General features: G+C 67.2%; 21 protein-coding genes and 1 pseudogene. 9 read left to right on the forward strand and 13 right to left on the reverse strand.

Going from position 1 to position 26,380, the window contains the following annotated elements; genetic code table 11:
- Nucleotides 1-24: 24 nt before the first annotated feature.
- Together AC5P9W_RS02515 and AC5P9W_RS02520 are read right to left on the reverse strand one after the other, a co-directional pair.
- Complete coding sequence (locus AC5P9W_RS02515; RefSeq protein WP_021202661.1) at nucleotides 25-990, reverse strand: sodium:calcium antiporter; 966 nt, start codon at nucleotides 988-990, stop codon at nucleotides 25-27.
- 73 nt (nucleotides 991-1,063) lie between these two features.
- Complete coding sequence (locus tag AC5P9W_RS02520; RefSeq protein ID WP_019661522.1) at nucleotides 1,064-1,720, reverse strand: hypothetical protein; 657 nt, start codon at nucleotides 1,718-1,720, stop codon at nucleotides 1,064-1,066.
- Between the two features lie 125 nt (nucleotides 1,721-1,845).
- Between AC5P9W_RS02520 and AC5P9W_RS02525 the strand changes: the two genes are divergently transcribed.
- Nucleotides 1,846-2,385 carry a hypothetical protein gene (locus AC5P9W_RS02525; protein WP_111099321.1) on the forward strand — a complete coding sequence of 180 codons (540 nt, stop codon included), beginning with the start codon at nucleotides 1,846-1,848 and terminating at the stop codon, nucleotides 2,383-2,385.
- Between the two features lie 48 nt (nucleotides 2,386-2,433).
- Here the strand turns inward: AC5P9W_RS02525 and hmgA are convergent, their stop codons facing one another.
- Nucleotides 2,434-3,741 carry a homogentisate 1,2-dioxygenase gene (hmgA, locus tag AC5P9W_RS02530; protein ID WP_111099322.1) on the reverse strand — a complete coding sequence of 436 codons (1,308 nt, stop codon included), beginning with the start codon at nucleotides 3,739-3,741 and terminating at the stop codon, nucleotides 2,434-2,436.
- 85 nt (nucleotides 3,742-3,826) lie between these two features.
- Entirely contained in the window at nucleotides 3,827-4,939 is a 1,113-nt protein-coding gene (hppD, locus tag AC5P9W_RS02535) for a 4-hydroxyphenylpyruvate dioxygenase (RefSeq protein WP_021202657.1), read from the reverse strand.
- A 129-nt stretch (nucleotides 4,940-5,068) separates the two neighbouring features.
- On the opposite strand from hppD, the gene AC5P9W_RS02540 reads away from it, so the two are divergent.
- On the forward strand, nucleotides 5,069-5,560 hold the full coding sequence (locus AC5P9W_RS02540) for a MarR family winged helix-turn-helix transcriptional regulator (protein ID WP_026347199.1): 492 nt from the start codon (nucleotides 5,069-5,071) through the stop codon (nucleotides 5,558-5,560).
- 81 nt (nucleotides 5,561-5,641) lie between these two features.
- Here the strand turns inward: AC5P9W_RS02540 and AC5P9W_RS02545 are convergent, their stop codons facing one another.
- The 4 genes from AC5P9W_RS02545 to AC5P9W_RS02560 all read right to left on the reverse strand — a co-directional run bounded on the left by AC5P9W_RS02545 (nucleotide 5,642) and on the right by AC5P9W_RS02560 (nucleotide 10,200).
- A complete protein-coding gene (locus tag AC5P9W_RS02545; protein ID WP_111099323.1) occupies nucleotides 5,642-6,781 on the reverse strand; it encodes a hypothetical protein in 1,140 nt (379 codons plus the stop codon).
- A gap of 237 nt (nucleotides 6,782-7,018) precedes the next feature.
- Nucleotides 7,019-7,624 carry a thioredoxin family protein gene (locus AC5P9W_RS02550; RefSeq protein ID WP_111099324.1) on the reverse strand — a complete coding sequence of 202 codons (606 nt, stop codon included), beginning with the start codon at nucleotides 7,622-7,624 and terminating at the stop codon, nucleotides 7,019-7,021.
- Between the two features lie 19 nt (nucleotides 7,625-7,643).
- Complete coding sequence (locus tag AC5P9W_RS02555; RefSeq protein WP_005419890.1) at nucleotides 7,644-9,143, reverse strand: peptide MFS transporter; 1,500 nt, start codon at nucleotides 9,141-9,143, stop codon at nucleotides 7,644-7,646.
- Between the two features lie 181 nt (nucleotides 9,144-9,324).
- Entirely contained in the window at nucleotides 9,325-10,200 is an 876-nt protein-coding gene (locus tag AC5P9W_RS02560) for a tryptophan 2,3-dioxygenase (RefSeq protein ID WP_010482684.1), read from the reverse strand.
- Nucleotides 10,201-10,535: 335 nt separating this feature from the next.
- Between AC5P9W_RS02560 and pdhA the strand changes: the two genes are divergently transcribed.
- The 4 genes from pdhA to AC5P9W_RS02580 are packed head-to-tail and all read left to right on the forward strand — an operon-like array spanning nucleotide 10,536 to nucleotide 14,421.
- Nucleotides 10,536-11,618, forward strand: coding sequence for a pyruvate dehydrogenase (acetyl-transferring) E1 component subunit alpha (pdhA, locus tag AC5P9W_RS02565; RefSeq protein ID WP_021202655.1), 1,083 nt, complete (start codon nucleotides 10,536-10,538; stop codon nucleotides 11,616-11,618).
- Nucleotides 11,611-12,678: an alpha-ketoacid dehydrogenase subunit beta gene (locus tag AC5P9W_RS02570; RefSeq protein WP_005414714.1), complete on the forward strand. Its 1,068-nt coding sequence runs from the start codon at nucleotides 11,611-11,613 to the stop codon at nucleotides 12,676-12,678. Before pdhA ends, AC5P9W_RS02570 begins: the two co-directional genes overlap by 8 nt.
- A gap of 1 nt (nucleotide 12,679) precedes the next feature.
- Entirely contained in the window at nucleotides 12,680-13,033 is a 354-nt protein-coding gene (locus AC5P9W_RS02575) for an SH3 domain-containing protein (protein WP_005411349.1), read from the forward strand.
- Nucleotides 13,030-14,421, forward strand: a complete 1,392-nt coding sequence (locus AC5P9W_RS02580) for a dihydrolipoamide acetyltransferase family protein (protein WP_111104597.1) — start codon at nucleotides 13,030-13,032, stop codon at nucleotides 14,419-14,421. The genes AC5P9W_RS02575 and AC5P9W_RS02580 overlap by 4 nt, the downstream gene beginning before the upstream one ends.
- Nucleotides 14,422-14,558: 137 nt before the next feature.
- Here AC5P9W_RS02580 and AC5P9W_RS02585 read toward each other — a convergent pair whose 3' ends face one another.
- From AC5P9W_RS02585 to AC5P9W_RS02595, 3 genes are all read right to left on the reverse strand, one after another.
- Nucleotides 14,559-14,945, reverse strand: a complete 387-nt coding sequence (locus tag AC5P9W_RS02585) for a VOC family protein (protein WP_111104600.1) — start codon at nucleotides 14,943-14,945, stop codon at nucleotides 14,559-14,561.
- Between the two features lie 210 nt (nucleotides 14,946-15,155).
- Nucleotides 15,156-15,863, reverse strand: a complete 708-nt coding sequence (locus AC5P9W_RS02590) for a helix-turn-helix transcriptional regulator (RefSeq protein WP_111104603.1) — start codon at nucleotides 15,861-15,863, stop codon at nucleotides 15,156-15,158.
- Nucleotides 15,863-16,498: a Rossmann-fold NAD(P)-binding domain-containing protein gene (locus tag AC5P9W_RS02595; protein ID WP_180832758.1), complete on the reverse strand. Its 636-nt coding sequence runs from the start codon at nucleotides 16,496-16,498 to the stop codon at nucleotides 15,863-15,865. Before AC5P9W_RS02595 ends, AC5P9W_RS02590 begins: the two co-directional genes overlap by 1 nt.
- Before the next feature lie 105 nt (nucleotides 16,499-16,603).
- Between AC5P9W_RS02595 and AC5P9W_RS02600 the strand changes: the two genes are divergently transcribed.
- Nucleotides 16,604-18,142 carry a GGDEF domain-containing protein gene (locus AC5P9W_RS02600; protein WP_111104606.1) on the forward strand — a complete coding sequence of 513 codons (1,539 nt, stop codon included), beginning with the start codon at nucleotides 16,604-16,606 and terminating at the stop codon, nucleotides 18,140-18,142.
- 95 nt (nucleotides 18,143-18,237) lie between these two features.
- Here the strand turns inward: AC5P9W_RS02600 and AC5P9W_RS02605 are convergent, their stop codons facing one another.
- A complete protein-coding gene (locus AC5P9W_RS02605) occupies nucleotides 18,238-19,164 on the reverse strand; it encodes a DUF808 domain-containing protein (protein WP_021202649.1) in 927 nt (308 codons plus the stop codon).
- 207 nt (nucleotides 19,165-19,371) lie between these two features.
- Between AC5P9W_RS02605 and AC5P9W_RS02610 the strand changes: the two are divergent.
- A pseudogene (locus AC5P9W_RS02610) lies at nucleotides 19,372-21,018 on the forward strand (ABC1 kinase family protein); the annotation flags it as partial.
- Between the two features lie 244 nt (nucleotides 21,019-21,262).
- Entirely contained in the window at nucleotides 21,263-23,368 is a 2,106-nt protein-coding gene (locus AC5P9W_RS02615; RefSeq protein WP_111104610.1) for a phosphoglycerol transferase I, read from the forward strand.
- Between the two features lie 529 nt (nucleotides 23,369-23,897).
- Here AC5P9W_RS02615 and AC5P9W_RS02620 read toward each other — a convergent pair.
- Nucleotides 23,898-26,327 (reverse strand): DUF3772 domain-containing protein, encoded by a 2,430-nt coding sequence (locus AC5P9W_RS02620; protein ID WP_329858751.1) that lies wholly within the window; start codon nucleotides 26,325-26,327, stop codon nucleotides 23,898-23,900.
- Nucleotides 26,328-26,380: the final 53 nt, after the last annotated feature.

Genomic DNA, 26,380 nt, shown 5'->3' on the forward strand with positions numbered 1-26,380 from the left:
CAGCAGCCAAGCATGGGCTCGGCTCTACAGCGCCGGTGCGCCGACCAGCAGCAGTTCCAGCACGAACCAGCCGACAAACGCGACCAGCAGGATCACACCTTCGCCGCGGCTGATCTTCAGGTCGCCACGCAGCATCGGGTACAGCACCAGCGCGAACGCCAGCAGCGCCGGCAGTTCCAGGCGCACGAACGAGGCCGGCAGCGCCAGCGGCTGCAGCACGGCCATCGCACCGATCACCAGGAGCAGGTTGACCACGCTGGAACCCAGCACGTGGCCCAGCACCATGTCGCCATGCCCGCGACGCGCGGCGGCGATGGCGGTGGCCACTTCCGGCAGTGCGGTACCGATCGCCACCGGCAGCAGGCCGACCAGCAGCGGCGTCCAACCCAGGGCGACGCCAAAGTCGGCGGCGGCGCCCACCACCAGGCGCGCGCCCCAGTACAGCGTCAACGCGGCAATCAGCACGCGCAGCACGTTCAACGGCAGGCTGGTGCGGCTCAGTGCGGACTCGGCGATGGCCACCTGCACCTCCGCGCTCTCGCTGCGACCACGGCGCAGCAGCAGCACCTGCACCACGATGAAGCCGGCCAGCAGTATGCCGCCCTCCCAACGTGCCAGGCCGCCATCAAGCCCGAACAGGATCAGCAGCACACCTGCCGCCAGCAGCGACCACCACAGCACCGTCTGCAGGCGCGCGCGCAGCAGCAGGGGCGCAGCCATGGCCGCCACGGCCAGGGTCAGGCCCAGGTTGGTGATGCTGCTGCCGACCGCATTGCCCAGCGCCAGTTCTGGCTGGCCCACCGCCAGCGCGCGCGCGTTGACTGCCAGCTCCGGCAACGAGGTGGCCACCCCGAGCAGCAGCAGCCCGGCAGTGAATGGGCTGGCCCCGAAACGCTGGGCCAGGCCGGACACGGCCTTGACGATGGAGTCCCCGCCCAGCGCCAGCAGCAGCAGGCCGAGCAGGAACCAGGCAATGGCAATGGCGATCATCGAGCACTCCCCCAGCGGTGGTGGCGCGATTCTACGCGTGGCCCGAGCGCATGGCTCGGCGGTGGATCAAGGATCAGCCACAGCCTTCGGCGTAATCGACCTGTGGGGTCTTGCCGACGCGCCAGGCACTGACCCGACCATCAGCGCCGAGCGCGAAGTCGATGACCGCACCACCCTCCTGCGCCGGGCGCACGCGCAGGTGCTGGGCCTTCTCGTCGTACTTGTCAGGGCCGACATCGGCCCGCTCCGGGTACAGCACCTGCAGCTCACCCAGGGTCATGCCGACCTTGCCGCCGCCTGGTGCGGTGATGGCGGCGCTGCGCACGTCGTAGCGCACCAGCTTGCGGCCTTCGATCATCAGGCGCGGCTCTTCGGCATCCTGCGGGCGCAGGAAGTAGCAGCCGTCGTTGCTGTCGTCAGCCGGCAGCGGCTTGCCGGCCGCATCGGCGCCCAGACCCTGCAGCGGCGTGCCGAAGCCACTGCGGACCTCGGCGATGCCGGCGCCCAGCGCGGCGCCGCCGAAACCATCCAGGCGCGCGGGACTGTCCTCGCGACGGTCATTGGCTGGACGGGCGGCCAGGTCGGGATCCGTCGACTGCGCAGGCCCGGTCGCCGAGGCGGTTTCCGCCGGGGTGTCGCTGCCGCTACCGGCCGCCCCCTGCTTGTCGGGGCCCGCACTGCAGGCGGCGAGCGAAAGGAGCAACAGACCAGCAATCGGGAGGTGCTTCATCGGTGCGGTTCCCTGGCACGAAGATGGCTGCACGCTAACCCATCCGGTGTGCAGGCGCTGCATTGTCATCGCGGTTTCATCGCCCTCGTTCAGGCTCGGCGAGCACCGATCTGGCCGTCCCTTCCATGCAACCGCGCAAGACCGATCTCGCCCGAACCGCGCTGCAGGCCCACCGCGCGCCGCTGGACATGCGCCAGCGCCGGCTGCTGATCCTGTGCGACGGCCAGCGTACCGTCGCCGACCTGACCGGTCTGCTTGGACAGGATGCGCCGGCGATGGTCATCCAGCTGGTGCAGGCGGGCTATCTGGCGACCGGCACGGCAACGGCGGCGGCACCCCCTCACGCCGCTGCCGAACCGGCCAATGCGGCGCTGGTGAAGGTGCCAACGAACGCCAGCGCCACGCCGGTCGAACGTCGCCGTTCGCTGGTGGCAGCGCGCATCTACCTGCTGGGTATCCTGGAAATGCAGCGGCATCCGCAGGCAGCGGCACTGTTCCGCGATCTGCAGCAGGCGCGTGCGGAGGATGAGGTGCTGCAGCGGCTGCAGTCGGCGATGCAGCTGCTGCCCGCGCTGACTTCGGATGGCTATTGCCAGCGCGTGCGCCAGCGCCTGCTGGAGGCGTTGCCGCGGGAGCATTGCGACGCCTTCGCCGAGGTGGCGTAAGCGCAGGTTCCGGCGCATCGTGCCGACCAACGGTCGGCACCCACCACGCTAGCGGGACGACCGGAAATTGTTGCGCAGGCCGTTCCAGCACTGCTGGTAGTCGCCCTGACGGTGGCCGGCGGCCAGTGCCTGTGCGGTCGGGCGGATCACCGCGCGGGTCTCGAACATGAAGGCCATCGTGTCCTTGATCACATCGGCCTTCGACAGATCCGCATTGGAGGCCTTGTCGAAGGTCGGCGCATCCGGGCCGTGGCCGCTCATGCAGTTGTGCAGCGATGCGCCACCCGGCACGAAGCCTTCGGCCTTGGCGTCGTAGGCGCCATGCACCAGGCCCATGAACTCGCTGGCGATGTTGCGGTGGAACCACGGCGGACGGAAGGTGTTCTGCGCCACCAGCCAGCGCGGCGGGAAGATCGCGAAGTCCATGTTGCTGGTGCCCGGGGTGTCGCTGGGCGAATGCAGCACCAGGAAGATCGACGGATCCGGGTGGTCGTAGCTGATCGAACCGATGGTGTTGAAGCGACGCAGGTCGTAGCGGTACGGCGCGTAGTTGCCGTGCCAGGCCACCACGTCCAGCGGTGAATGGTCGATCGGTGCACGCCACAGGCGGCCTTCGAACTTGGCGATCAGTTCGAAGTCGCCATCCACATCCTCGAACGCCGCATGCGGGGTTTCGAAGTCGCGCGGATTGGCCAGGCCGTTGGATCCGATCGGGCCGAGGTCGGGCAGCTTCAGCAGCGCACCGTAGTTCTCGCAGATGTAGCCACGGCTCGGGCCATCGGGCAGTTCAACGCGGAAGCGCACGCCGCGCGGGATCACCGCGATCTGCTGCGGCTCGATCTCGATCACGCCCAGCTCGGTCAGCAGGCGCAGCGCGCCCAGCTGCGGCACGATCAGCAGCTCGCCGTCGGCGTCGTAGAAGTAGCGGCCGACCATGTCGCGGTTGGCAGCGTATAGGTGGATGCCCACGCCGGCATGCGCATCGGGCGAGCCGTTGCCACCCATCGTGTACAGGCCTTCGACAAAATCTGTCGGCAGCTCCGGCAGCGGCAGCGGGCTCCAGCGCAGCTGGTTCGGCGAGGCCGGCTGAGCGCCGAAATCACACTGCAGCTGCGACTGCGCGAAGGGGGTGAACTCGCCATGGGCCACCGCCGGGCGGATCCGGTACAGCCAGCTGCGGCGGTTGCTGCCGCGCGGCGCGGTGAAGGCGGTGCCGGTCAACTGTTCGGCGTACAGGCCGTGGGCCACCTTCTGCGGTGAGTTCTGTCCGACCGGCAGCGCGCCGGCGACGGCCTCGGTGGCGAATTCGTTGCCGAAGCCGGACTGGTAGCCGCGGGCGGTGATGGCGGGGGACATGGGAACTCCAGAGATTGCCGGCCAGCGGCCGGCACTACCATTCGGACAGGCAATGTCGACCGGAAGCCGACATTGCCTGCAGACCTTACAGCACGCCGCGGCGGATCTGGTCGCGCTCGATGCTCTCGAACAGCGCGGTGAAGTTGCCTTCGCCGAAGCCTTCGTTGCCCTTGCGCTGGATGATCTCGAAGAAGATCGGGCCGATGCAGTTCTGGGTGAAGATCTGCAGCAGCTTGCGCTGGTGGGTTTCCGGATCGGCATCGATCAGGATCTTGTTCTTGGCCAGGCGCGGCACGTCTTCACCGTGGTTCGGCACGCGCTGGTCGATCACCTCGAAGTAGGTCTCCGGCGTATCCAGGAAGTCCACGCCCTGCGCGCGCATTGCTTCGACGGTCTCGTAGATGTTCTCGGTGAAGCAGGCGATGTGCTGGATGCCCTCGCCCTTGTACGCGTCCAGGTACTCGTTGATCTGGCTCTTCGGGTCCGAAGATTCGTTCAGCGGAATGCGCACGATGCCATCGGGCGCGGTCATCGCCTTGGACACCAGGCCGGTCTTCAGGCCCTTGATGTCGAAGTAGCGGATCTCGCGGAAGTTGAACAGGCGCTCGTAGTAATCCGACCACTGCTGCATGTTGCCGAAGTACAGGTTGTGGGTCAGGTGGTCGATGAAGGTCAGGCCGAAGCCCACCGGGTGCAGGTCGGCGCCGGCGATCGGCTCGTAGTCGCCGTCGTAGATGCTGCCGGCCGCGCCGTAGCGGTCGACCAGGTACAGCATGCAATCGCCGATGCCCTTGATGACCGGGGCGCTGACCGCCTTGCTGTCCGCCTTGAAGGCGATGGCTTCGGCACCGTTGCCCAGCGCGGTCTGGTAGACCTCCTGGCCCGGCTTCTTGAAGCGGATGGCGAAGCCGCACGCGCACGGACCGTGCTTCTCGGCGAAGTCGGCGGCGAACGAATCGGGGTCTTCATTGACCAGGAAGTTGACGTCGCCCTGGCGATAGACGGTAATCGGACGCTGCTTGTGCTTGAGCACCGCGCTGAAGCCCATCTTCCGGAAGTACTCGTGCAGCTCCTGGCCACGGCCGGCCGGGGCGGCGAATTCGACGAACTCGAAGCCGTCGATGCCCATCGGGTTCTCGAAGGTGGTGACCTGCATGCCGGGGTTGGGGTGCGAGGCGGTCGGGACTGCGGTATTCATGGCGTGGCTCCGAATCGGTACCGCATCGGTACAAACCAGGTGCGGGCAGGTAGGGACCCGGCGAGAATGCAGGGTCTGGACCCACCCCTTATAGTTACACTTGAAACCACCAGCAAGGTGCACCGCAACATGAGCCCCGATCCCGCCTCGACCCGCCTGCGTGCCTCGCACGTCCTGCTCGACCTGGAACAGTTCCTGCCGTACCGGCTGAGCGTGCTGTCCAACCGGGTCAGCGGCAACATCGCCAAGCTATACGGCGATCGTTACGGTCTGGCGATCCCCGAGTGGCGGGTCATCACTATCCTGGCGCTGTACCCGGGTTCCTCGGCCAGCGAGGTCTCCGACCGCACGGCGATGGACAAGGTGGCGGTCAGCCGCGCCGTGGCCCGCCTGCTGGAGCGCGGCTTCATCAAGCGCGAGACCCACGGCGATGACCGCCGCCGCTCGGTGCTGGCGCTGTCCGCGGCCGGCTTCGAGGTGTACGAAACCATCGCACCGATGGTGATCGAGATCACCCGCAAGCTGATGTCGGTGCTGAGCGAGGAGGAGGAACAGCTGCTGGAAAAGCTGATCCTGCGCCTGGCCGGTGACGGCCTGGAGCGGATGGGCGAAGGCGTCTGAAAGAAAAAGGGGACGGAGGGGATTAAGTCGTAATGAGTACAGGTGTGCCTGAAACGACTTAATCCCCTCCGTCCCCTTTTTTCAGCTCAGGTGCTTGCGCCGCGCGTGGATCCACGGCACCGCCAGCGCCGCGATGGCACCACCGGCGAAGCCAAGTGATGCAGCAACCGTGGCCGCCTCGACCGCACCGGGCAGCGCCAGCGCCGCCGCCACCAGCAGCAGCGACGGCAGGCCGACGAAGGTGCCCAGGAAGAAATGCCAACGCGGTGACCAGGTGTTGAGCTGCAGCAGGCTGACCGGTTGCCAGGCTTCGGATGCGGCCTCTTCGGCGATCTTCGCCACGGCCTTGCCCAGATCCACTTCCGGCAGCGCGCGCCCCTGCCGTGCGGTTGCCAACAGCTCGGCCACGGCCTCCACAGGCGGGAAACTGGACGGCCACGCGACCGGCGCCGGCACGCCATACGCGGTCAGCAGCGGCACGCTCAGCCACGGCGCCACCAGCGGGCGCATGCGACGGCGACCATGCACGCACCAGATCTGCGACTGGCCGTGCGCGGTGACGCTGTACAGCGCCAGTTCGTTGGCCGGCGGGTAGCCGAGCATGGTCACCCGTGCCGCCAGGCTGTCCTGGCCCATCGCGCGCAGGAAACCGGGGCGGCTACGCCCCTCCTGCATCCACGCCAGGCCGAGTGCACCCACCAGATAGGCCTCGGCCACGTCCTTGCTGCCGGCGGTGGCGCGTTCGTCGCTAGCCAGGTACCAGGCCAGCGATTTCGGTTCGGCGACATCGTCCAGGCCCCAGCGGCTGTCGTCACCCAGCACATGGCGCACCGGCAGGCGCGCCGGCGCGGTTTCGCCACGTTCGCCGGGTTGCAGGAACGGCAGCACGCCTTGGATGAAGGTGGACAGTTCAATCGCGCGCACGCCATGGCCCTGCCACTCCGCTGGCAGCAGCCCGGCCAGCTGGCCATCGGCGGCCAGTGCATCGAGCCGCGATTTCTGCTCGACCAGTTTCTGCACCGCACCCTTCAGCACCACGTTATCGGGCAGCGCGATCTGCGGCAGGCGATGGCGCGGCGGTGCCAGGTCGACGGTGGCCTCGCCGGTACCGGCGTCATCCAGCAGCGCCTCCTGCGGCGGCAGGGTCACGCCCTCGCCTGCTCCACCCTCGGCCAGCTCACTGGCGGGTCCGGGCAATCGTTCGGCGTGGTCGCTGTGCATGGGCGTTCCGGAAGGTTGCATCGACGGGATGTCGACTGAGGTCCTTGCCGGTAACGGCGAGCGCGTTGCGATATTGAGATGCCGATTCCGGGAATGTGACCGCAACCACAGTAGATCCACGCCATGCGTGGATGCACTTCTGTGCCGACCAGCGGTCGGCCCCCACCGGGGATGGCGGTCAGCGGTTGGCATCCGCCGGGGTTGGCGGTCACCTGCCGGCCAGCGGCCGGCACTCCCCTATTCCGGTTTGTCGGGTGCCCACTGCTTGAGGAACCCGCTCACCCGCGCAGGCTGGAACGCCTCGCCCCTGCGCAGCTCAGCGGTCGCCTGCGACACCAGCAGGCCACCATCGGCGTCCAGCACCAGCAGATGCGGATAGTCGCGTTCCATCACCGGGAACTGGGCAAGGAACGCGGTGTTGGGCTGCTCGTCGCTGGCGTTGACCTTCACCCACACGTAGTGGGCATCGCGGAAGCGACGCAGGTCGCCGTTGCCTTCCACCACATCGTCCAGCGCCCGGCAGCGCTCACAGGCGGCGTTGCCGATCTCCAGCAGGATGCGCTTCTTGCCCCGCTGGGCTTCCACCTTGGCGGTGGCCAGGTCATCGGCGGGGTTGCGGGCCGGGTCGAACTGCGCACCGAGCCCGGCGATGGCGGCGATGTCCGCCGCCACCGGAGTGTTGCCCGAGGCCACCGGTTCGCTGGGGTCAGCGACCGGTGGCTCGGTGGGTCGGGTATCCAGGGGCTGCGTGGGCTCGGCGGTCGCAGGTGGTTGCGGTTGGGAACAGGCGCCGATCAGCGCCGCAAAGACCACCACTACCGCAGTACCGAGCTTGCTACGCATGCCTTCTACCCTCTCATCATCATTTGACGCCGTGCATCAGCTTGTTGATCAGCGGGGCGATCAGGAACAGCACCACGCCGGAGCCGATCAGGGCCCAGAACCCGAAGGTATACCCCTTCAGGGCCGACTCGACCGTCATGCCGCCTTCACCACTGACCACGCCAGCGAAGATGCCCGACAGGTTGTTGCCGATGCCGGTGGACAGGAACCAGCCACCCATGCCGAAGCCGACCAGGCGCACCGGGGCCAGCTTGGTCACCATCGACAGGCCGATCGGCGACAGGCACAGCTCACCCACCGACTGGATGACGTAGACCATGAACAGGGTCCAGAACGGGATCTTGCCGTCCACCACCATCTGCGACAGGGCGAACATCAGCAGCGCGAAGGCGGCGCCGTTGAACAGCAGGCCCAGGCCGAACTTGCGCGGGATGGACGGATTGGCGCGGCCCATGGCGACCCAGATCCAGGCGATCACCGGGGCAAGGGTGATGATCGCCACCGAGTTGACCGACTGGAACCACGCGGTCGGGAAGGTCCAGCTGCCGAACTGGCGGTTGACGATGTTCTCGGCCAGGAAGGTGAACGAGCTGCCGGCCTGCTCGAAGAACATCCAGAACATCACGTTGAAGGCGAAGATGATCAGCATGGCGATCACGCGGTCGCGCTGCACCTTGCCTTCGCGGATGCCCTCGACCAGCAGCAGGACGGCCAGCGCGGTGAACATCGCACCCAGGATCCAGGCCAGCGCGGTCGCGCCGGTGGCCAGCAGGAAGTACGCGACCGGGATGGCGACCACGGCACCGGCCAGCACCATGATGATGCGGCCGAACCCTTCAGCGCCGGCCGGCGGTGCACCGATGCCCTTCAGGCCGGCACGACCGATGTAGAACCACACCAGCGAGATCAGCATGCCCACGCCGGAGGCGATGAACACGACCTTGTAGGACGGCATCGCATCGGTACCGAACACCTTGCGGGCCAGGTACTCGGTCAGCACCGGGGCGATCATCGCGCCGATGTTGATGCCCATGTAGAAGATGGTGAAGCCCGAATCGCGGCGCTCGTCCTTCAGCCCGTACAGCTTGCCGACCATGGTCGAGATGTTGGGCTTGAACAGGCCGTTGCCGACGATGATCGTGGCCAGGCCGAGCTTGAAGATGTGCTCCTGCGGCAGCGAGATCATGAACAGGCCGGCGGCCATGATGATCGCGCCGGTCAGGATCGAGCGCTGGTAGCCCAGTACCCGGTCGGCCACGTAGCCACCGAAGATCGCCGCGGCGTACACCAGGGCCAGGTAGGCGCCATAGATGCGGCTGGCGTCGCCTTCACCGGCAGCGCTGCCGTTGTAGAACTGGGCGACGATGTACAGCACCAAGGCCCAGCGGATGCCGTAGAACGCAAAGCGTTCCCAGAACTCGGTCATGAACAGCATCCACAACGGGCGCGGGTGGCCCAGCGTGGTCTTGAAGTCCGGCAGCGCCGGCTCTGGGGTGTTCGCAGTGGCGTTTACGCTCATGCGGATTTCCTGGTTCGGTGGATGACGAGCACGTCCGCTGTGCAGTTGAAGCAACGCGCGAGGATCACCGACTTCTGGCGTTCACGTCAAATACACGCCGTTTGAGGCAGGTGGCAGCCTGCTCCCTGAACTTGCATCTGAAACGATCCAGCCGCCGGCTGGGATCCAAGCTGAATGGGGATCAACCCAGCGCTGTCGGGGGCGCGGCCTGCAGGCTGGTGCGCACCTGGAACAGCTCGGGGAAGAAGGTCAGCTCCAGTGCCTTGGCCAGGAAGCCCACGCCGGACGAGCCACCGGTGCCGCGCTTGAAGCCGATCACCCGCATCACCGTGCGCATGTGGCGGAAGCGCCACAGCTGGAAGGCGGTCTCCAGGTCCACCAGGTCCTCGCACAGCGCGTACTCGCGCCAGTAGCGGTCGGTGTCCTGGTAGATGCGTTCGAAGACCGGCTGCAATGCGTCGTCGGCCACGTGCGGCTGGGTCCAGTCGTGGGCCTCGTAGACCGCCGGCACGGCATGGCCGAAGCGGGCCAGGTACTTCAGGAACTCCTCGTACAGGCTCGGCGCCTCCAGCACGGTGCGCAGCTGCGCCTGCCCGGCCGGGTCATGCTCGAACACCTGCAGCATCTGCGCGTTCTTGTTGCCCAGCAGGAACTCGATGTAGCGGTACTGCAGCGACTGGAAGCCCGAAGACGGGCCCAGCACGTCGCGGAAGCCCATGTACTCGGACGGGGTCAGCGTTTCCAGCACCGACCACTGCTCGGTCAGCTGGCGCAGCACCTGCTTGCTGCGCGCCAGCACCTTGCGGCACTGCCAGACTTCATCGCGCTGCAGGAAGCCGATTGCGGCACGCAGCTCATGGCCCAGCAGCTTCAGCCACAGCTCCGAGGTCTGGTGCTGGATGATGAAGAGCATCTCGTCATGGTGCGGCGGGCTGGACAGCGGCTGCTGCGCGCTGAGCAGCTGGTCCAGCCGCAGGTAGCCGCCGTAGGTCAGGCGTCCCTGCAGGTCGGTGTGGATGCCGGCTTCGAGATCGCGTTGGTTGTTGTCGACGGACATGGGCGGGACCAGATCGGGGGCGGCAAGGGTAGCGCGTTGCCGCCGCGCTGGCAGCCGCCGGGTCCATACCGGAGCGTGCGGTTGGCCGTGGAGCATCGGCCGATCCCGGGCCTGCGCGTGGAACCGTCCAGGCCGTTGTACTGGCGGTCAGCCAGAGGCGTATTCTGATGCTTTGCAGCAACGACTGAATACGTTGTTGTTATTGGCCCCCCACCCTCCGGCAGGGGTAAAAGGGGGAATCCCCGTGTTGCGGCGCAGGAAGGCTATTCCGTACGCGTTCCTTAACATGGCGATTCATATCATTTGTAACTTCTCTGTCGAAGGTGCAGTACGCAATGACGGTTGCCGCTGAATTCAAGATCGAATACCTGCAGTACCTGGACACGGACGGCACGCTCGTCCGTGACGACCTGCCCGCGTCGCTGCGCGACCCCAAGGTCCTGGTACCGCTGTTCAAGCAGATGCTGTTCGTACGCACGTTCGACAGCAAATCCATCGCGCTGCAGCGCACCGGCAAGCTGGGCACCTATGCCGCCTGCCTGGGCCATGAAGCCGCGCACGTGGGTATCGGCGCGGCGATGCAGAAGGACGACGTGTTCGCGCCTTCGTACCGCGAGTATGGCGCGATGTTCATGCGTGGCGTGCGCCCGCACGACGTGCTGATGTACTGGGGCGGCGACGAACGCGGCAACGATTACGGCGGCAACGCGGCCAAGGACTTCCCGTTCTGCGTGCCGATCTCCACCCAGTGCCTGCATGCCGCAGGCGCGGCGCTGAAGTTCAAGCTCAACAAGGAACCGCAGATCGCGGTGGCGGTGTGCGGCGACGGCGGCAGCTCCAAGACCGACTTCTACGCAGCACTGAATTCCGCCGGCGCCTACAAGCTCCCGCTGATCCTGTGCATCGTCAACAACGGCTGGGCCATCTCGGTTCCGCGTTCGGCCCAGACCGGTGCCGAAACACTGGCGCAGAAGGGCCTGGCCGGCGGCCTGCACTGCCTGCAGGTGGATGGCAATGACCTCATCGCGGTGCTGGCGGCCATGGAGCAGGCGCGCGAACGTGCGCTGGCCGGCGACGGCGGCACCGTGCTGGAACTGATGACCTACCGCCTGTCCGACCACACCACCGCCGACGACGCGCGCCGCTACCGCGACGACGCCGAAGTGAAGGATGCCTGGCAGCGCGAGCCGATGCTGCGCCTGCGCAAGTACCTGATCAACGCCGGTGTGTGGAGCGAGGACGAGGAAAGCGCCTGGGTCGCCGAGTGCGGCACGCGCGTGGACGAGGAAGTGAACCTGTACCTCAACACGCCGGTGCAGCCGGTCGAGGCGATGTTCGACTTCCTGTATGCCGATCCGCCGCCGGACCTGCTGGCCCAGCGTGCCCAGGCGATCGCCCTGGAGAAGCGCCATGGATGAGATCAAGAACGGCGCGCCCGGCGCGCACACCAACGCCGCCGACAGCGCTGCGGTCGCGCGCGGAGAAGAGAGCATGACCACCACCCCGATCACCCTCATCGAAGCCATCACCCAGGCGCTGGCCTGGGAGCTGGAACACGACCCGTCGGTGCTGGTGCTGGGCGAAGACGTGGGCGTCAACGGCGGCGTGTTCCGTGCCACTGCCGGTCTGCAGCAGCGCTTCGGCTCGGACCGCATCCTCGACACCCCGCTGGATGAAACCACCATCGCCGGCCTGACGATTGGTCTTGCCGCGCAGGGCATGAAGCCGGTGGCAGAAGCCCAGTTCGATGGCTTCATGTACCCGATGGTCGACCATATCGTCTGCCACGCCGCACGCCTGCGTTACCGTACCCGTGGCCGCCTGCACTGCCCGATGGTGCTGCGCGTGCCGTGGGGCGGTGGCATCCGCGCGCCGGAACACCACAGCGAAGCCAACGAGGCGATCTTCACCAACGTGCCGGGCCTGCGCGTGGTGCTGCCGTCGTCGCCGCAGCGTGCGTACGGCCTCCTGCTGGCCGCGATCCGCGAGCCGGATCCGGTGATCTACATGGAGCCCAAGCGCATCTACCGCCAGTACAAGGAAGTGGTCGTCAACGACGGCGAAGCCTTGCCGCTGGACGTCTGCTTCGTGCTGCGCGACGGCACCGACGTGACCCTGGTGACCTGGGGTGCGCAGGTGAAGGAAGCGCTGGAAGCGGCCGACAAGCTGGCCGGCGAAGGCATCAGTGCCGAAGTCATCGACGTGGCCACGCTGCGTCCGCTGGACTTCGCCACCATCGCCGAATCGGTGGCCAAGACTGGCCGCTGCGTGATCGTGCAGGAGGCCCCGAAAACCGCGGGCTTCGGCGCCGAGATCGCCGCGCGCCTGGCCGAGGAATCGATCTACGACCTGCTGGCCCCGGTCGAGCGCGTTACTGGCTACGACACCCACATTCCGCTGTTCCGCCTGGAAATGAAGTACCTGCCGAGCGTTGAGCGGATCGTGGCTGCGGCCAAGCGCGCGGTGGCGGCCGGCTGACATGCGAGCCCGCCTTCTGGGGGCTTACCGCAGCCAGTATCCCAACCCGCTCCGGTTCCACACCGGCCAGATCGTCGAAGTAGGTGTACGTGACGAGGAGTGGCCGGCGTTTGCCTGGGTACGCACCAACGATGGGCGCGCTGGATGGGCGCCCATCGCCTGGTTGCAGCTGCTGGACGAGGGTCGCGCCGAAGCCCTGTGCGACTACGACGCCCGCGAGCTGGATGTGGAAAGCGGCGAGATGGTGAAGCTTCATCACGAACACGGCGGGTGGTGGTGGTCCGAGCGCGCCAATGGCGCGACGGGTTGGCTGCCGGCCCGCGAACTGGAACTGCTGGAAGAGAACTGCAAATGAGCCAGACCAAGAACTTCAACCTGCCCGACCTGGGCGAAGGCCTGCCGGACGCGACCATCGTCGAGTGGTTCGTCAAGGAAGGCGATGTGATCAAGCTGGACGAGCCGCTGGTGTCGATGGAGACCGCCAAGGCCGTGGTGGAAGTGCCCTCGCCGTTCTCCGGCAAGGTGCTGAAGCTGTCCGGCGGCGCCGGCGACATCATCCCGACCGGCTCGGTGCTGGCCAGCTTCGAACTGGACCCGAACCTGCCGCAGCGCGCCGATGGCCAGGACACCGGCCACAGCCATGGCCACGCCGCACCGGCCGCGCCGGCGGCCGCACCGACCCCGCCGCCGCTGCCGGCTGCGCCGGTCGCCGCGGAACAAGCCAAGCCCGCCGCAGCCGAGCGCGATGACGCCGGTACCGTGGTCGGCGCCATGCAGAGCTCCAATGCTGTGCATGCCGAACAGGCGCTGGCCGTCGGTGGCGTCAAGGCCGTGCCGGCCGTGCGTGCGATGGCGCGCAAGCTGGGCGTGGACCTGAGCCGCGTGGCCGCTACCGGCACCGATGGCGCGGTCACCATGGCCGACGTCAAGCAGGCCGCCGCCAACGGCACCGCCAAGCTCGGCGCCGCTCCGGCACCGGTCGCTGCCGCCGCGTATGCCGCGCCGGCCCCGGCGCAGGTGTCTGCCCCGGTGCAGAGCGAAGCCCGCACCCCGCTGTCCGCCGCCGGCAAGCCGATGCGTACCCAGCCGCCGGGCGTGGTCGCCAAGGGCCAGCCGGAACCGCTGAAGGGCGTGCGCCGCAACATGGCCCGCGTCATGGCCGACGCGCACAGCAAGGTCGTGCCGACCACGCTGAACGACGACGCCGACATCCACGCCTGGCTGCCGGGCAACGACGTCACCGCCCGCCTGGTTCGCGCCATCGTCGTTGCCGCACAGAAGGTGCCGGCCATGAACGCCTGGTTCGACGGTGAAGCGCTGACCCGCACCCTGCACGCCCAGGTGGACATCGGCATCGCCGTGGACACCGACGACGGCCTGTTCGTGCCGGCCCTGCGCAATGCCGACATGCTCGATGCACGCGGCATCCGCGAAGGCGTCAACCGCCTGCGCGAGCAGGTGGAATCGCGTTCGATCGCGGCGTCGGAACTGAGTGGTTACACCATCTCGCTATCCAACTTCGGTATGTTCGCCGGTCGTTACGCAACCCCGGTCGTGGTGCCGCCGTGCGTGGCCATCGTCGGTGCCGGCCGTGCCCGCCACCAGATGACCCCGGTGATGGGCGGCGTGGAAGCGCACAAGGTGATCCCGCTGTCGGTCACCTTCGACCACCGCGCAGCCACCGGCGGTGAAGCCGCCCGCTTCCTGCGCGCGATGATGGACGACCTGGCACTGGCCAGCTGATCGGCCACCTGACCGGTGGGTGCCAACCGTTGGTTGGCACCTGACTTGGAAAGAACGCCGGGCATTGCCCGGCGTTTTTTGTGCCTGCTCCGTCGCGCTCCATCCACGCATGGCGTGGATCTACACAATGCGGGCGATCAATCGCGCGCGACCAAGCCCTCGGCACGGCTGTAGACCCGCAGGCGGTGGCCATCAGGATCTGCCCCGACAAAGGTATGGCCGAATTCCAGCGTCACCGGCGCCTGCAGGATCTGCACGCCGAGGGCGCGCCACGCATCGTGCATCTGCTGCACGGCGTCGGGGTTGGCGACCACCATCGCCAGTTCGGCGGCACCGGCCTGCGCGGACACCGGCGGTTGCACATCGTCGCGCTGCCACAGGCCCAGTGCAGCGCCATCGCCGAGCAGGAACAGGGCAAAGCCGGGCGACTGCTCGACCGGCGGCTTGCCGAGGATGCCGCTGTAGAAGGCGGCGCTGGCGGCGACGTCGCGCACGTACTGCAGCAGGGTGCTGGGCTTGAACATGGGGAAGCTCCGTTGTTGGGAGCGATCATGGTGGTACGGCCCTGCTGACAGATTCTGTCAGTAGAGTCGACTGCCGGTAGAGTCGACCGTCGGTAGAGTCGACTGTTAGTCGACTGCTCTTCCTTCAACGCGCTTGAAACCCCGCGCTGCGCGCGATAGTCGACTAACAGTCGACTCTACCCCGCCGCCCGCTCCCCGCTGTTGCTGTGGCTACGAACGGTCCAGCCAGTCCGGCGCGATGCCCTGCGCCTTCTGCCAGCGCCGCAGCAGGGTGGCGCGCGGCACGAGGTAGCGGTCCTCCAGCACACGCACCTGACGGATGCGATCCAGCCGGAAGTGGCGGAAATCCTCGCGGTGCTCGCACCACGCCGCCAGCATCGGCACCTCATCGAAGTAGCCCAGCGCGAACGGCCAGACGACGCGCACGCTGCGCTGGCCGTGCGCATCCTCGTAAGCGAACTTCAGGCGCTGCTGCGATCCCACGGCTTCGCGCACGGCCTGCAGGCGTGCAGCCGGCACCTTGGCCGCAGCACGCGACGGGCCAACGCGCAGGCCGCTGTCACGCAGGGCCTCGCGGCGCGCCACGGGCAATACGTGCGCGATGCGCGCCAGGGCGTCACGTGCGGCCTCGGCCAGCGCCGGCTCGGTGCGCGCGGCGACCCAGCGCAGGCCGAGCACCAGCGCATCGATCTCGGCCGGTGGCAGGGTCATCGGCGGCAGGGTATCGCTCGGCGCCAGCTGGTAGCCGACGCCGGCCTCGCCACGCAGGTCGGCGCCCTGCTCGCGCAGGGTCTCGATATCGCGGTACAGCGTGCGCAGACTGATGCCCAGCGCGTCGGCCAGCGTCTGCCCGGCCACGGGTCGCCGATGGCGGCGCAGCAGCTGCAGCAGCTGGGTCAGGCGCAGCGCACGCGACATCAGCCGACCAGCGCGCGCGATGCCACCACGTGCTCGCCCGGTTGCGGGGCCAGCGCGGCCTCGACCAGTGCCTTGGCGATCTCGCTGGCCGGGTTGATCCGCCACGCCCGCGGCAGTACCGGCCCCAACGCGCCGAGTACCGTCAGTGCGAAACGCTCGCCGCGACGCACCTCGTTGCGCTCGCCACCGATCAGCCCTGGGCGGACCAGGGTCAACGAGTTGAAGCCCAGCGCGCGCAGATCGCGCTCCAATGCACCCTTCACCCGGCTGTAGAAGATCGACGACTGTGGGTTGGCGCCGGCTGCGGAGTTCAGCACAAAGGTCCGCGCCCCCTCTGCCTGTGCCAGGCGGGCGAACGCCAGCGGATAGTCGTGGTCGATGCGATGGAAGGCCTCGCGGCTGCCGGCCTGGGCGATGGTGCTGCCCAGTGCGCAGATGACCGCGTCCACGCGCGCCCATTCTGGCGAAGTGGGCAGCGCGTCGAAGGCCAGCACCGGGTTCTCGAGCTTCCCGTGAGTTACACCCAACGGACGGCGAGTGGGCGCCACCACGGCGCTGCAGCGCGGGTCGTCCAGCAGCCTGGGCAGGGTCAGCCCACCGACCAGGCCGGTCGCCCCCAGCAACATCACGCGCATCAGCACCTCCACTGCGGCATCCTGTCGCCCATCCTAGCCGTTCAAGCCGTCGGCGGCCGCGCCGATATGCTGGAACCAGTCCCTGCCAGCCCCAGGATTCGCTCCATGACGGACCAGCCCGACCACCGCCCTGCCTCCGGTACCGCCCTTGGGCCGCCGGCACGCGTGCGCGCGGTGGTGGACGATGGGCTGGGTGACCGCGTGGTGCTGCAGGGCGGCGGTGGCGTGGCCCTGCAGCAGCTGTTCGCAGGCGCCGACGCGCCGGAACCGCTGCTGGCGGCGTTCGCCAACGGCATGGCCACCCTGCCGGGCGAGCTGGGCGACATGGGCGACCGCCTGCAGTCGGCACAGGCCAGCGCCGATTGGCCGCGCTATGGGCGCGCGATGCGGCAGCTGATCGACAAGTACATCCGCACCATCGAACAGCATTCCCCAGACGGGCAGCCGGAAAGCCTGCGCTTGTCCGAGCAGCTGCGGCTGCTGCTGGGCGGTGCGGTGGTGGCCCTGCTGCAGCACGACCCGGACCTGCGCGAACAGGCGCAGGCCCTGGCCACGCGCCTCCGCCAGTGGCAGCCGGGTACCGCACTGGAGCCGATCGAACAAGGAGTGCGCGAACTCGGCCACCAGGTCGGTGTGCGTGCCGAGAGCTGGCAGGAGCAGCAGGCGCTGCTGCTGGAGCTGTTCGCGCTGCTGCTGGAGAACGTCAGCGAGCTGCTGGATGACCGCAGCTGGCTGCAGGGCCAGATCGCGGCAGTACGCCAGCTGCTGGACGGGCCGTTGGAAGCGGAAGCGGTCGAGCGCACCCGCGCCGAGTTGCGCGAAGTGATCTACAAGCAGGGCCTGCTGCGCCAGGGCATCGACGATTCGAAGGCGGCGATGCGCGGGTTGATGGGCGAGTTCATCGAGCGCATGGATGGCATGGCCACCAGCACCGGCGAATACCACGACCGCATCGGCAGCTACGCACTGCAGCTGCGCGAGGCGCGTAGCATCGCCGACCTCAACCAGTTGCTACAAGACGTGATGCGCGACACCGGCAAGGTGCAGCAGCAGGCCGCGCAGGCCCGCGATCACCTGGCCAGCGCGCGGCAGGAAGTGGAACGCGCAGAGCAGCGCATTGCCGAGCTGGAGCAGGAACTGCGTGCTGCCGGTGACCTGGCGCGTATCGATCCGCTGACCCAGGCACTGAACCGCCGCGGCCTGGACGAACTGCTCCAGCGTGAACTAGCGCGTGCCATGCGCAACAACTCGCCGCTGGGCGTGGCGGTGATCGATCTGGATGATTTCCACCTGACCAACGAGGCGCACGGTCACGCTGGTGGCGATGCTTTGCTGCAGCACCTGGTGGCCGTGTGCAAGCTGCTGCTGCGCGCCACCGACGGCATCGCACGGTTGGGCGGCGACGAGTTCGTTCTGGTACTGCCGGAAACCCAGGGCGCCGACAGCATGGCCACCGTGCAGCGCCTGCAACGTTCACTGGCGCACCGCGTGCTGACCGTGCAGGACCGGCGCGTGCCGGTGCATTTCAGCGCCGGGCTGGCGCAATGGCAGCCCGGTGACGATACCGAGACCCTGCTGCGCCGCGCCGATGACGCGCTGTATGCGGCCAAGCGGCAAGGCAAGAACCGGGTGCAGGCGGGCTGATGATCCAGCGTGCAGACGCTGTAGCGCCCGAGCCCATGCTCGGGCGGCGGCGCGCAGCGCCGTAGAGCAGCCGAGCGTGGGCTCGGTTCTACAGATCATTTCCCGCGCAGCTTCTGGAACCCGGTCACCGCCGCCAGCACGATGGCGCCGGCGATGATGCCGACCACCATGTTGGCCGCAGCACTGATCAGCCAGCCCCACTGCCCTTCACCGCCCAGCGCCTGCACCGCGTGGTGCAGCGCCGGCACGTTGTGCACCAGGATGCCGCCGCCGACCAGGAACATGGCGATGGTGCCAGCCACCGACAGGAACTTCATCAGCCACGGCGCCGAGGCCACCAGGCCGCGACCGAAGGCGGCCAAAGCCCCACCCTTGCGCGACAGGTACAGGCCGACGTCATCAAGCTTCACGATGCCCGCCACCAGCCCATAGACGAAGACCGTCATTGCCAGTGCAACCACGGCCAGCGTGACCAGCTGGTTGGTGAACGGTGCGGTGGCGACCACCCCCAGCGTCAGCACGATGATCTCGGCCGAAAGGATGAAGTCGGTGCGGATCGCGCCCTTCACCTTGTCCTTCTCCCACGCCACCATGTCCACCTGCGTATCGGCCAGCGCCTTGCGCCGTTCGGCCTGATGCTCGGCGTCGTCCTCAGCTGAGTGCAGGAAGCGGTGCGCCAGCTTCTCCACGCCTTCAAAACAGAGGAAGGCACCACCGATCATCATCAGCGGCACGATCAGCGGCACGTTCCAGCCGCGGCTGCGCAGCCAGGCCTCCAGGGCGCTGATCGCCAGTGCTGCCGGTACCAGGATCACCTTGTTGACCAGCGAGCCCTTGGCCACCGCCCACACCACCGGCAGTTCACGGTTGGCGTTGACTCCGGTCACCTGCTGCGCGTTCAGCGCCAGGTCGTCGCCCAGCACGCCGGCGGTTTTCTTCGCCGCGACCTTGGTCAGGACCGAGACATCGTCGAGGAGGGTGGCGATATCGTCGAGCAGGGCGAACAGGCTGGCACCGGCCATGGGAAGTCCAGAGAGGGAATGAGCGGATTCTGACCGATCCGGTGTGGACTGCGGAAGACGTCGGATTCACCGCGTGCCCACCGCCCCCCGGCGACACTGCGGAATCCGGACATTGCCGGCCCGTGGCCGGCGCTACCTGTCTTCGTCGCATGGGAGTTCCGCTTGAGCAATCCGCCCACCGCCAATGGCAATCCTCCGCTGGTCAAAGGCATGAACCGGCGCAGCCAGATCCTGCGCCTGCTGATGCGCTATCGCCATTCAGGGGTGTTCTCGGGAATGAACCTGGATGCCGCGGGCAATCCGGCCGACGTACCGGCAGATGGCAACCCGGAACAGTTCGTCAGCGATCTGGAAGCGCTGGGCCCGACCTTCGTCAAGCTGGGCCAGATGCTGTCCACGCGCCCGGACATGGTGCCGGTAGAGTTCGCCACGGCGCTGGAGCGCATGCAGGAAAAGGTAGCGCCGATTCCCGTCGAGCGCATCCACGCCATCATCGAGCAGGAGCTGGGCGTAGGGGTGAACAAGCTGTTTGCCGCGTTCGACCCCGAGCCGCTGGGCTGCGCATCGATCGCGCAGGTGCATCGGGCCGTGCTGCACGACGGACGCCAGGTGGCGGTGAAGGTGCAGAAGCCTGAAGTGGCCGCACAACTTCGCTCGGACCTGGAGGCGCTGCGCAGCTTCGCGCTGGCCGCCGACCACCTGACCCAGGTGGGCCGCCGCGTGCGCCTGCGCGACTGGCTCAACGAGTTCGCCAAGACCCTGATGCAGGAGCTGGACTACCACGCCGAGGCCGAGAACCTGGCCCGTTTCGGCCGGCATCTGAAGCCGTTCCGCCGCCTGTGGATTCCGCAGCCGCTGTGGGACTACAGCAGCCAGCGCGTGCTGACCATGGAACTGGCCACCGGCGTGCGCGTGGATGCGATTCCCGATGTGCGCCGCACCGAACAATCGATGGACCCGCTGGCGGCGGCGCTGATCCGCGGCTACCTGGACCAGATCTTCGTGCACGGCGAGATCCACGCCGACCCGCACCCCGGCAACCTGCGGGTGATGCCCGATGGACGGCTGGCGATCTTCGACCTGGGCATGGTTGCGCACATGCCGCCGCGCCTGCGCGAGCGCTTGCTGAAGATCCTGTTCGCAGCGGTCGATGGCCGTGGCGAGGAAGTGGCTGACGACCTGATCAGCATCAGCACGCGGCTGGAGGCGTTCGACGAGGAACGTTATCTGCGCGAGACCGGCCAGTTGATCGCGCGTTACGCCGCCAGCGGCACGTTCTCCGAAGGCCGCGTGGTGCTGGACATGGTGCGCATCGCCACCGCCTGCGGCCTGCGCACGCCGCCGGAACTGAGCCTGCTCGGCAAGGCCCTGCTCAACCTGGAAACCGTGTGCCGGCTGCTGGCGCCAGAGCTGGACACGCGCCGCATCGTCGAGCGCCAGCTGCAGCATGTGATGCGTGCGCGCCTGAAAAAATCACTGTCCGCAGCCAACATCGCCAGCGAGGCGATGGAGCTGCAGCAGTTGCTGCGCGATGGGCCGCGCAAGCTGTCGGACATCATGGCGTTGCTGGCCGAGAACCGTCTGCAGATGAAGGTGACGGGCCTGGAAGAATCGCGGCTGATGGAGAACCTGCAGAAGATCGCCAACCGCGTGGCGGCCGGCATCATCAGCGCGGCATTGATCATGGCCGCCGCGATGATGATGAAGATCGACACCGGCTGGCACCTGTTCGGCTATCCACTCATCGCCCTGATTCTGTTGTTCATCGGCGTAGTGCTCGGCCTTGGCATCGTAACCAGTGCATTGCTGTTCGACCGTCGTGCGCGGGCACGCGAAGAACGCGGGCATCGCTAGCGCATCGACAGAAACACCCGTATTCATGCAATTTTTAATGCAATCCAGCTACCCCTTTCACGCTCGTTTTACCTTCTGAGCGCGATTACGCGCGCGTCATTTCAACAAACATTTCAGTCAGGTTCGTGCATGCACTATCGGGTCATCGGCCTGTCACATGCATGTGCTTGCGGCAGCGCCGGTCGGATGGACACGCGTCGGTACGACGTCCATCACCACCACCCCGTCACTGCCGAAGCTGCCTATGCTCTGGATACTGCTGCTGTCGTTGTTGCTGTTGTGCTGGTTGTTCCTCGCGTCCGACAAGTGGGTGTGGTGGAAGGCCGGCGCGTTCTCGCTGCTGCTGCTCATGCTCAGCGCATGGTGGCTGATCGACAAGCTGTCCGGTGATGGGCTCAACGCTGCCACCCTTTACCACCTCGGCGCCGACATGGAAGGCGCCGGTGTCTCCGACTTCAAGGGCTACATCGCCGGCTTCATCGTGCTGGCGCTGGTCTCGCTGCTGCCGCTGTTCGCCACGCGGGTGAAGCGCTGGCGCCGGCCCGGCCACGGTGGCGCGCTGTTCGCGGGCTTCGCGGCCGTGTGGGTGGCCACGATCATGATCAGCCCGCTGGCCCGCGACGGCCAACGCCTGTACCAGCAGCTGCGCCCGGTCGACTTCTCCCGCATCGCCCCCGAGTATCAAGTACCGACGCAGCCCTTGCAGCGCCCACGCAACATCGTCTGGATCTACGGCGAAAGCCTGGAGCGCACCTACCTGGACGAGAACGTGTTCCCAGGCCTGATGCCCAATCTCAACCGCCTGGCCACGAAGTCGCTGGACGTGCGCGGCCTTGCCTCGGCCGAAGGCAGCGGCTGGACCATCGCCGGTCTGGTGTCGTCGATGTGCGGCGTGCCGCTGACCACCTCGCAGGGCGATGAAAACAGCATGGACCGGATGGGCAGCTTCCTGCCCAAGGCAGTGTGCCTGGGCGACTACCTGAAGCAGCAGGGCTATACCAACCATTACCTGGGCGGAGCCAACGGCCAGTTCGCCGGCAAGGGCCAGTTCCTGGCCAGCCACGGTTTTGACGAAGTGCATGACCTCGCCTGGTTCAAGCAGCAGAAAAAGATCGGCCGCATCCACTACTCGGCCTGGGGCGTGCACGACGACGTGCTGCTGGATACCGCCTACCAGCGCTTCGAACAGCTCTCGCGCGCCGGCTCGCCGTTCATGCTCACCACGCTCACCATGGACACCCACCACCCGGCGGGCCACCTGCCGGTGTCGTGCAAGGGCGAGCGCTACCAGAGCCAGTACGGCAACATCAACATGCTCAACGCGCTCAAATGCAGTGACCGGCTGATCTCGCAGCTGGTCGAACGCATCCAGGCCAGCCCGTACGGCAAGGACACGCTGATCGTGATCGCCTCCGACCACCTGGCGATGCCCAACGATCTGACCCACATCCTGACCCGGCAGAAGCGCGAGAACCTGCTGCTGTTCCTGGGCGATGGCATTGCGCCGCAGCAGCTCAGCGCCGACGCCGGCACCACGCTGGATTCGGGTGCGACTCTGCTCAGCCTGCTGGACCCGAACCTGAAGACGATGGGCTTCGGCCGTTCACTGATCGACCCGCAACGCGCGCCCAGCGCCAGTGTGGCCGCGCGACGCGACCAGGGTCGCGACTACCCGCAGTATCTGGCGTTCGCCCGTTCGCTGTGGCTGGGTGAACCTACGCGTGAACTGAAGATCGACGGCGACGACCAGGTGGTGGTCGGCCTGCAGCACGTGCAGCCACCGGTGCTGCTCGAGTACGACAAGGACTGGGGTTTGAAGTCGGTCTACCTGGAGAACACCTCGCGCCAGTTCGATGACGCGGATCCGGACAACACGCTGGCCTATGTTGATCGCTGCACCGCGTTCGAGGACGGCTCGGCCGACGGTGACTGGTGCGCGCTGCTGGTCAACCGCGACAACGGCATCAAGCTGTACCGCGACAACGACCTGCGTGCCGGCATCGCGGTCGATGCCCCGCTGGATGCGTTCCAGGGCCCGCGCCCGAGCGTGCGCCAGGCGCACATGATCACCCAGAAGGGCCGCCGCACCCGTGCCGGCCAGTACATGCTGCAGCTGGTGGCGAGCACGCGCCCGGATCGCGGTTTCTGGATCGAAGCGGTGTCCTCGCAGCGCAAGGTGGTACTGGCCCAGCAGTGGGTGCAGCCCGATGCGGACGGCAAGATCAACGTGTCTTTCGGGCTGGACCACGAAGTGGATGATCTGGAGATCCGCGCGTGGTTGAACCATGCCGAGAAGCTGGCGGTGGATACGTTCGCACTGGTGCCGTCGCGCAGCCGACCGCGCGGGTAGGGTTCTTTGCAGGGCTGCGCCCTGCACCCGCTACAAACCGGGGCAACGGCAACAGCAACAGCGTGCATTCCGTGGGATGGCGGGCGGTGTCGGAGTGCGGGGACGCCGTAAATCCGTCCCTGGAGGCTTGGCAGCCGCATCCATGCGGCTGACACCCCGCACTCCGACACCGCCCCACCTCTGACAGATTCCTGCGGCTGTCGGTAGGTGTCGACCTTGGTCGACACAATCTGTCAGATATCGAAAATCAAAATGGGGTCAGATCCGTTTTCCTACGGAAAACGGATCTGACCCCAATAGTATTTCCAACAGATCGCGGAAAACTGTCGAAGGCGGGGTGGGTCCGGTTGCGGGGGCGTGAGCCGCATGGATGCGGCGACCGAGCTTACATGGACGTACTTGCAGCGTCCCCCGCAACCGGACCCACCCCGCCATCCCTCAGGAAACCAGCCTTTGCTGTTGCTGTTGAAGTTGCCGGCCAGCGGCCGGCACTACCGCGGGTGCAGGGCGCAGCCCTGCAGAACACCCCCTACTCCTGCGGATCGCGGGTGATGTGGATGTCGGTCGGGGTCGACAGCGGGATGTTCCGCTCCGCCAGGATCTGCAGCAGGCTGAAGTACAGATCGCTGCGGGTTGCATACACCTGTCGCGGGCTGGCCACGTACGCGAAACTGTTGATGGTGATCTGGCCACCGGCAATGCTGTCGATGTAAACCGTCGGTGCCGGCTGCTGCAACACGTTGGCGTGCGCGGTATACGCATCCAGCAGCGCCTGCCGCAGGTTGCCGACATCAGTGCTGGGCGGCACCGCGAACTGGATCTGGATGCGGCCCTGGTTGTTGCCCATCGTCATGTTGCGCACGGTCTTGGTGACCAGCTCGGAGTTGGGCACGATCAGCGTCGACTTGTCGCCCACCTGGATCTCGGTCGATCGCAGGCTGATGCGGCGGATGTCGCCCTCCTGGTCACCCAGCTTCACCCAGTCGCCGATCTTCACCGGCCGCTCGGCCAGCAGGATCAGGCCGGAGACGAAGTTCTGGGTGATCACCTGCAGGCCGAAACCGATACCCACCGACAGCGCGCTGACCAGCAATGCCAGCTTGCTCAGCTGCAGGCCCATCGCCGACAGCGCCCAGATCACCGCGATGATGATGCCCACATAGCGGGCAACGGTACTCACCGAATTGCGCGCGCCCAGGTCCAGCTCGGTCTTGGGCAGGTAGGTGTCGGTCAGCCAGCGCTGTACCAGCTGGGTAACGGCCAGGCCAGCCAGCAGCACCAGCACCGCCAGCACGATGCGCACCGGCTCCAGCTTGGTTCCGCCAATGTCGAATCCAGAGGTGAACAGCGAGGAGAAGCGCTCCACCACCGCGCCGATGTTGCCGAACGGTGCCACCAGCGCCAGCAGCGCGATCAGTACGACGATGGTGCGCAACGCCGCCGACAGCAGCACGCCCGCCTGTTCCAGCCGCGATACGCTCAGGCCGGTGCTGAGCAGGATGGTCTGGCCGACCTTGCTGTCGGCGTTTAGCATCCAGGTGCTCAGGTCATCGACGAACTTGAACAGCAGGGTCGCCGCCAGCACCACGATGCTGCCGCCAATCAGCTGCTGGTTCACGAACTTGGCGAAATTCAGGTAGCCCATCAACGTCGCGGCGATGGCGGCCACCACCGCGACGTTGCCCGCTACGCGTGCCAGTACCAGCCAGCTGCTGCGACGCACCGGCGTTGCCGCACCCACGCCATCGGCCTGTGCCTCCAGCTTGGCCTCGGCTTCGGCGGTCTGCCGCCGATGCAGGCGCGCCAGGGTCACCAGCATGGCCATGATCAGGCCGAGGTAGGTCAGGGCAATCAGGCCGTCCAACGCCACCGTGGTGACGTCGCTGGTGCGCGTAGCCTGGTCGAGGGCCACCAGCACCGTGCTCAGCCAGGCCAGCGCCGCCGCGCCCCAGGCGTATTTGCGCAGCTTCAGCGCGGCGGTGTCGTCCAGGTTCAACAGCCGCCATGACGGGCGCTTGGGCACCAGCAGGCAGGCGCTGAGCGCGGCAATGAAGGCGGCGCGGAACGTGGCCGTCTCCAGGCCGTCGGCCACCACCTGCAGGCGCGGCGCGATGGCATCGATCGCATCCAGCGCCGCCATCAGCACCACCACGGCATAGCCGGGCAGCAACGTGCCGACCAGCAGCAACCACATGGCCAGGCCAGAACGGCGCAGGCGTCCATCAGGCGCACGATCGGACGCGGCGAACTGCCGCCCCAAGCGGCGCAGCCACAGCCGCAGCGGGAACATCATCACCAGCGCGGCGATCAGGCCCAGCAACGGCGTGCCCCAGCCATTGGCCCGGACGCCGGCAACGAACGTATCGCGCCCCTGCTCGGCCAACGGCGCGACGCGTGCGATATCGATGGGCAGGCGCTCGGCCACCTTGCTCCACAGTGCCGGAGACAACGGCGAGGCGACCTTCTTCCCCATGTCTTCGGCGCGCTGCGCAGTGCGCTGCTGGTCGATGTCGGCTGCCAGCTGCTGGGCACGCACGGCACTGGTCTTGGCCTGCGCCACCGATGCGGCCAGGCCGTCGCGCTGCTTGTTGATCGTGCGCCGTTGCGCCGCCAGTTCGGGCGGGTCGGTGGTGCCCTCGGCAGGCGTGCCCAGCTGCGCCAGTTGTTCGTCGAGGCGAACCAGCTGGGGCTGCAGCGCCTTTTCCAGCGCCTCGGCGTCACGCCGTACCTGCGAGGCATTCTCCGACAGCATCGCCAGCGTCTCGATGGCTTCAGCATCGCCACGCTTGCGATCGATCTCCTTCAGGCTGGACTCGATCTGCGCCAGCTGCTGCTTTGGCGTAGGGTCTTCATCCTGTGCCAGCACCGGCGCGGACAGCAGGAGGGCAGTGCACAGCAGCAGGGCCAGCCAGGGCCCCCGTGCACGGATCGATCGCAGGAAAGAAGACACGCCAGACATACCAGTTCGCGCGGACCACCGCGCCTGCGCGCGACTATACGGCACAGGCGGTC

The organism is Stenotrophomonas sp. YJH_SMC_33 (genome assembly GCF_059372295.1).

Coding starts and splice junctions, on each gene's coding strand:
- AC5P9W_RS02585 (WP_111104600.1), bottom strand. CDS start 14,945: ATGTTCAAGCCCAGCACCCTGCTGCAGTACGTGCGCGACGTCGCCGCC.
- AC5P9W_RS02590 (WP_111104603.1), bottom strand. CDS start 15,863: ATGTCGCGTGCGCTGCGCCTGACCCAGCTGCTGCAGCTGCTGCGCCGC.
- AC5P9W_RS02575 (WP_005411349.1), top strand. CDS start 12,680: ATGCGAGCCCGCCTTCTGGGGGCTTACCGCAGCCAGTATCCCAACCCG.
- AC5P9W_RS02570 (WP_005414714.1), top strand. CDS start 11,611: ATGGATGAGATCAAGAACGGCGCGCCCGGCGCGCACACCAACGCCGCC.
- hppD (WP_021202657.1), bottom strand. CDS start 4,939: ATGAATACCGCAGTCCCGACCGCCTCGCACCCCAACCCCGGCATGCAG.
- AC5P9W_RS02545 (WP_111099323.1), bottom strand. CDS start 6,781: ATGCACAGCGACCACGCCGAACGATTGCCCGGACCCGCCAGTGAGCTG.
- AC5P9W_RS02520 (WP_019661522.1), bottom strand. CDS start 1,720: ATGAAGCACCTCCCGATTGCTGGTCTGTTGCTCCTTTCGCTCGCCGCC.
- AC5P9W_RS02555 (WP_005419890.1), bottom strand. CDS start 9,143: ATGAGCGTAAACGCCACTGCGAACACCCCAGAGCCGGCGCTGCCGGAC.
- AC5P9W_RS02605 (WP_021202649.1), bottom strand. CDS start 19,164: ATGGCCGGTGCCAGCCTGTTCGCCCTGCTCGACGATATCGCCACCCTC.
- pdhA (WP_021202655.1), top strand. CDS start 10,536: ATGACGGTTGCCGCTGAATTCAAGATCGAATACCTGCAGTACCTGGAC.
- hmgA (WP_111099322.1), bottom strand. CDS start 3,741: ATGTCCCCCGCCATCACCGCCCGCGGCTACCAGTCCGGCTTCGGCAAC.
- AC5P9W_RS02550 (WP_111099324.1), bottom strand. CDS start 7,624: ATGCGTAGCAAGCTCGGTACTGCGGTAGTGGTGGTCTTTGCGGCGCTG.
- AC5P9W_RS02540 (WP_026347199.1), top strand. CDS start 5,069: ATGAGCCCCGATCCCGCCTCGACCCGCCTGCGTGCCTCGCACGTCCTG.
- AC5P9W_RS02560 (WP_010482684.1), bottom strand. CDS start 10,200: ATGTCCGTCGACAACAACCAACGCGATCTCGAAGCCGGCATCCACACC.
- AC5P9W_RS02615 (WP_111104610.1), top strand. CDS start 21,263: ATGCTCTGGATACTGCTGCTGTCGTTGTTGCTGTTGTGCTGGTTGTTC.
- AC5P9W_RS02525 (WP_111099321.1), top strand. CDS start 1,846: ATGCAACCGCGCAAGACCGATCTCGCCCGAACCGCGCTGCAGGCCCAC.
- AC5P9W_RS02620 (WP_329858751.1), bottom strand. CDS start 26,327: ATGTCTGGCGTGTCTTCTTTCCTGCGATCGATCCGTGCACGGGGGCCC.
- AC5P9W_RS02595 (WP_180832758.1), bottom strand. CDS start 16,498: ATGCGCGTGATGTTGCTGGGGGCGACCGGCCTGGTCGGTGGGCTGACC.
- AC5P9W_RS02600 (WP_111104606.1), top strand. CDS start 16,604: ATGACGGACCAGCCCGACCACCGCCCTGCCTCCGGTACCGCCCTTGGG.
- AC5P9W_RS02580 (WP_111104597.1), top strand. CDS start 13,030: ATGAGCCAGACCAAGAACTTCAACCTGCCCGACCTGGGCGAAGGCCTG.
- AC5P9W_RS02515 (WP_021202661.1), bottom strand. CDS start 990: ATGATCGCCATTGCCATTGCCTGGTTCCTGCTCGGCCTGCTGCTGCTG.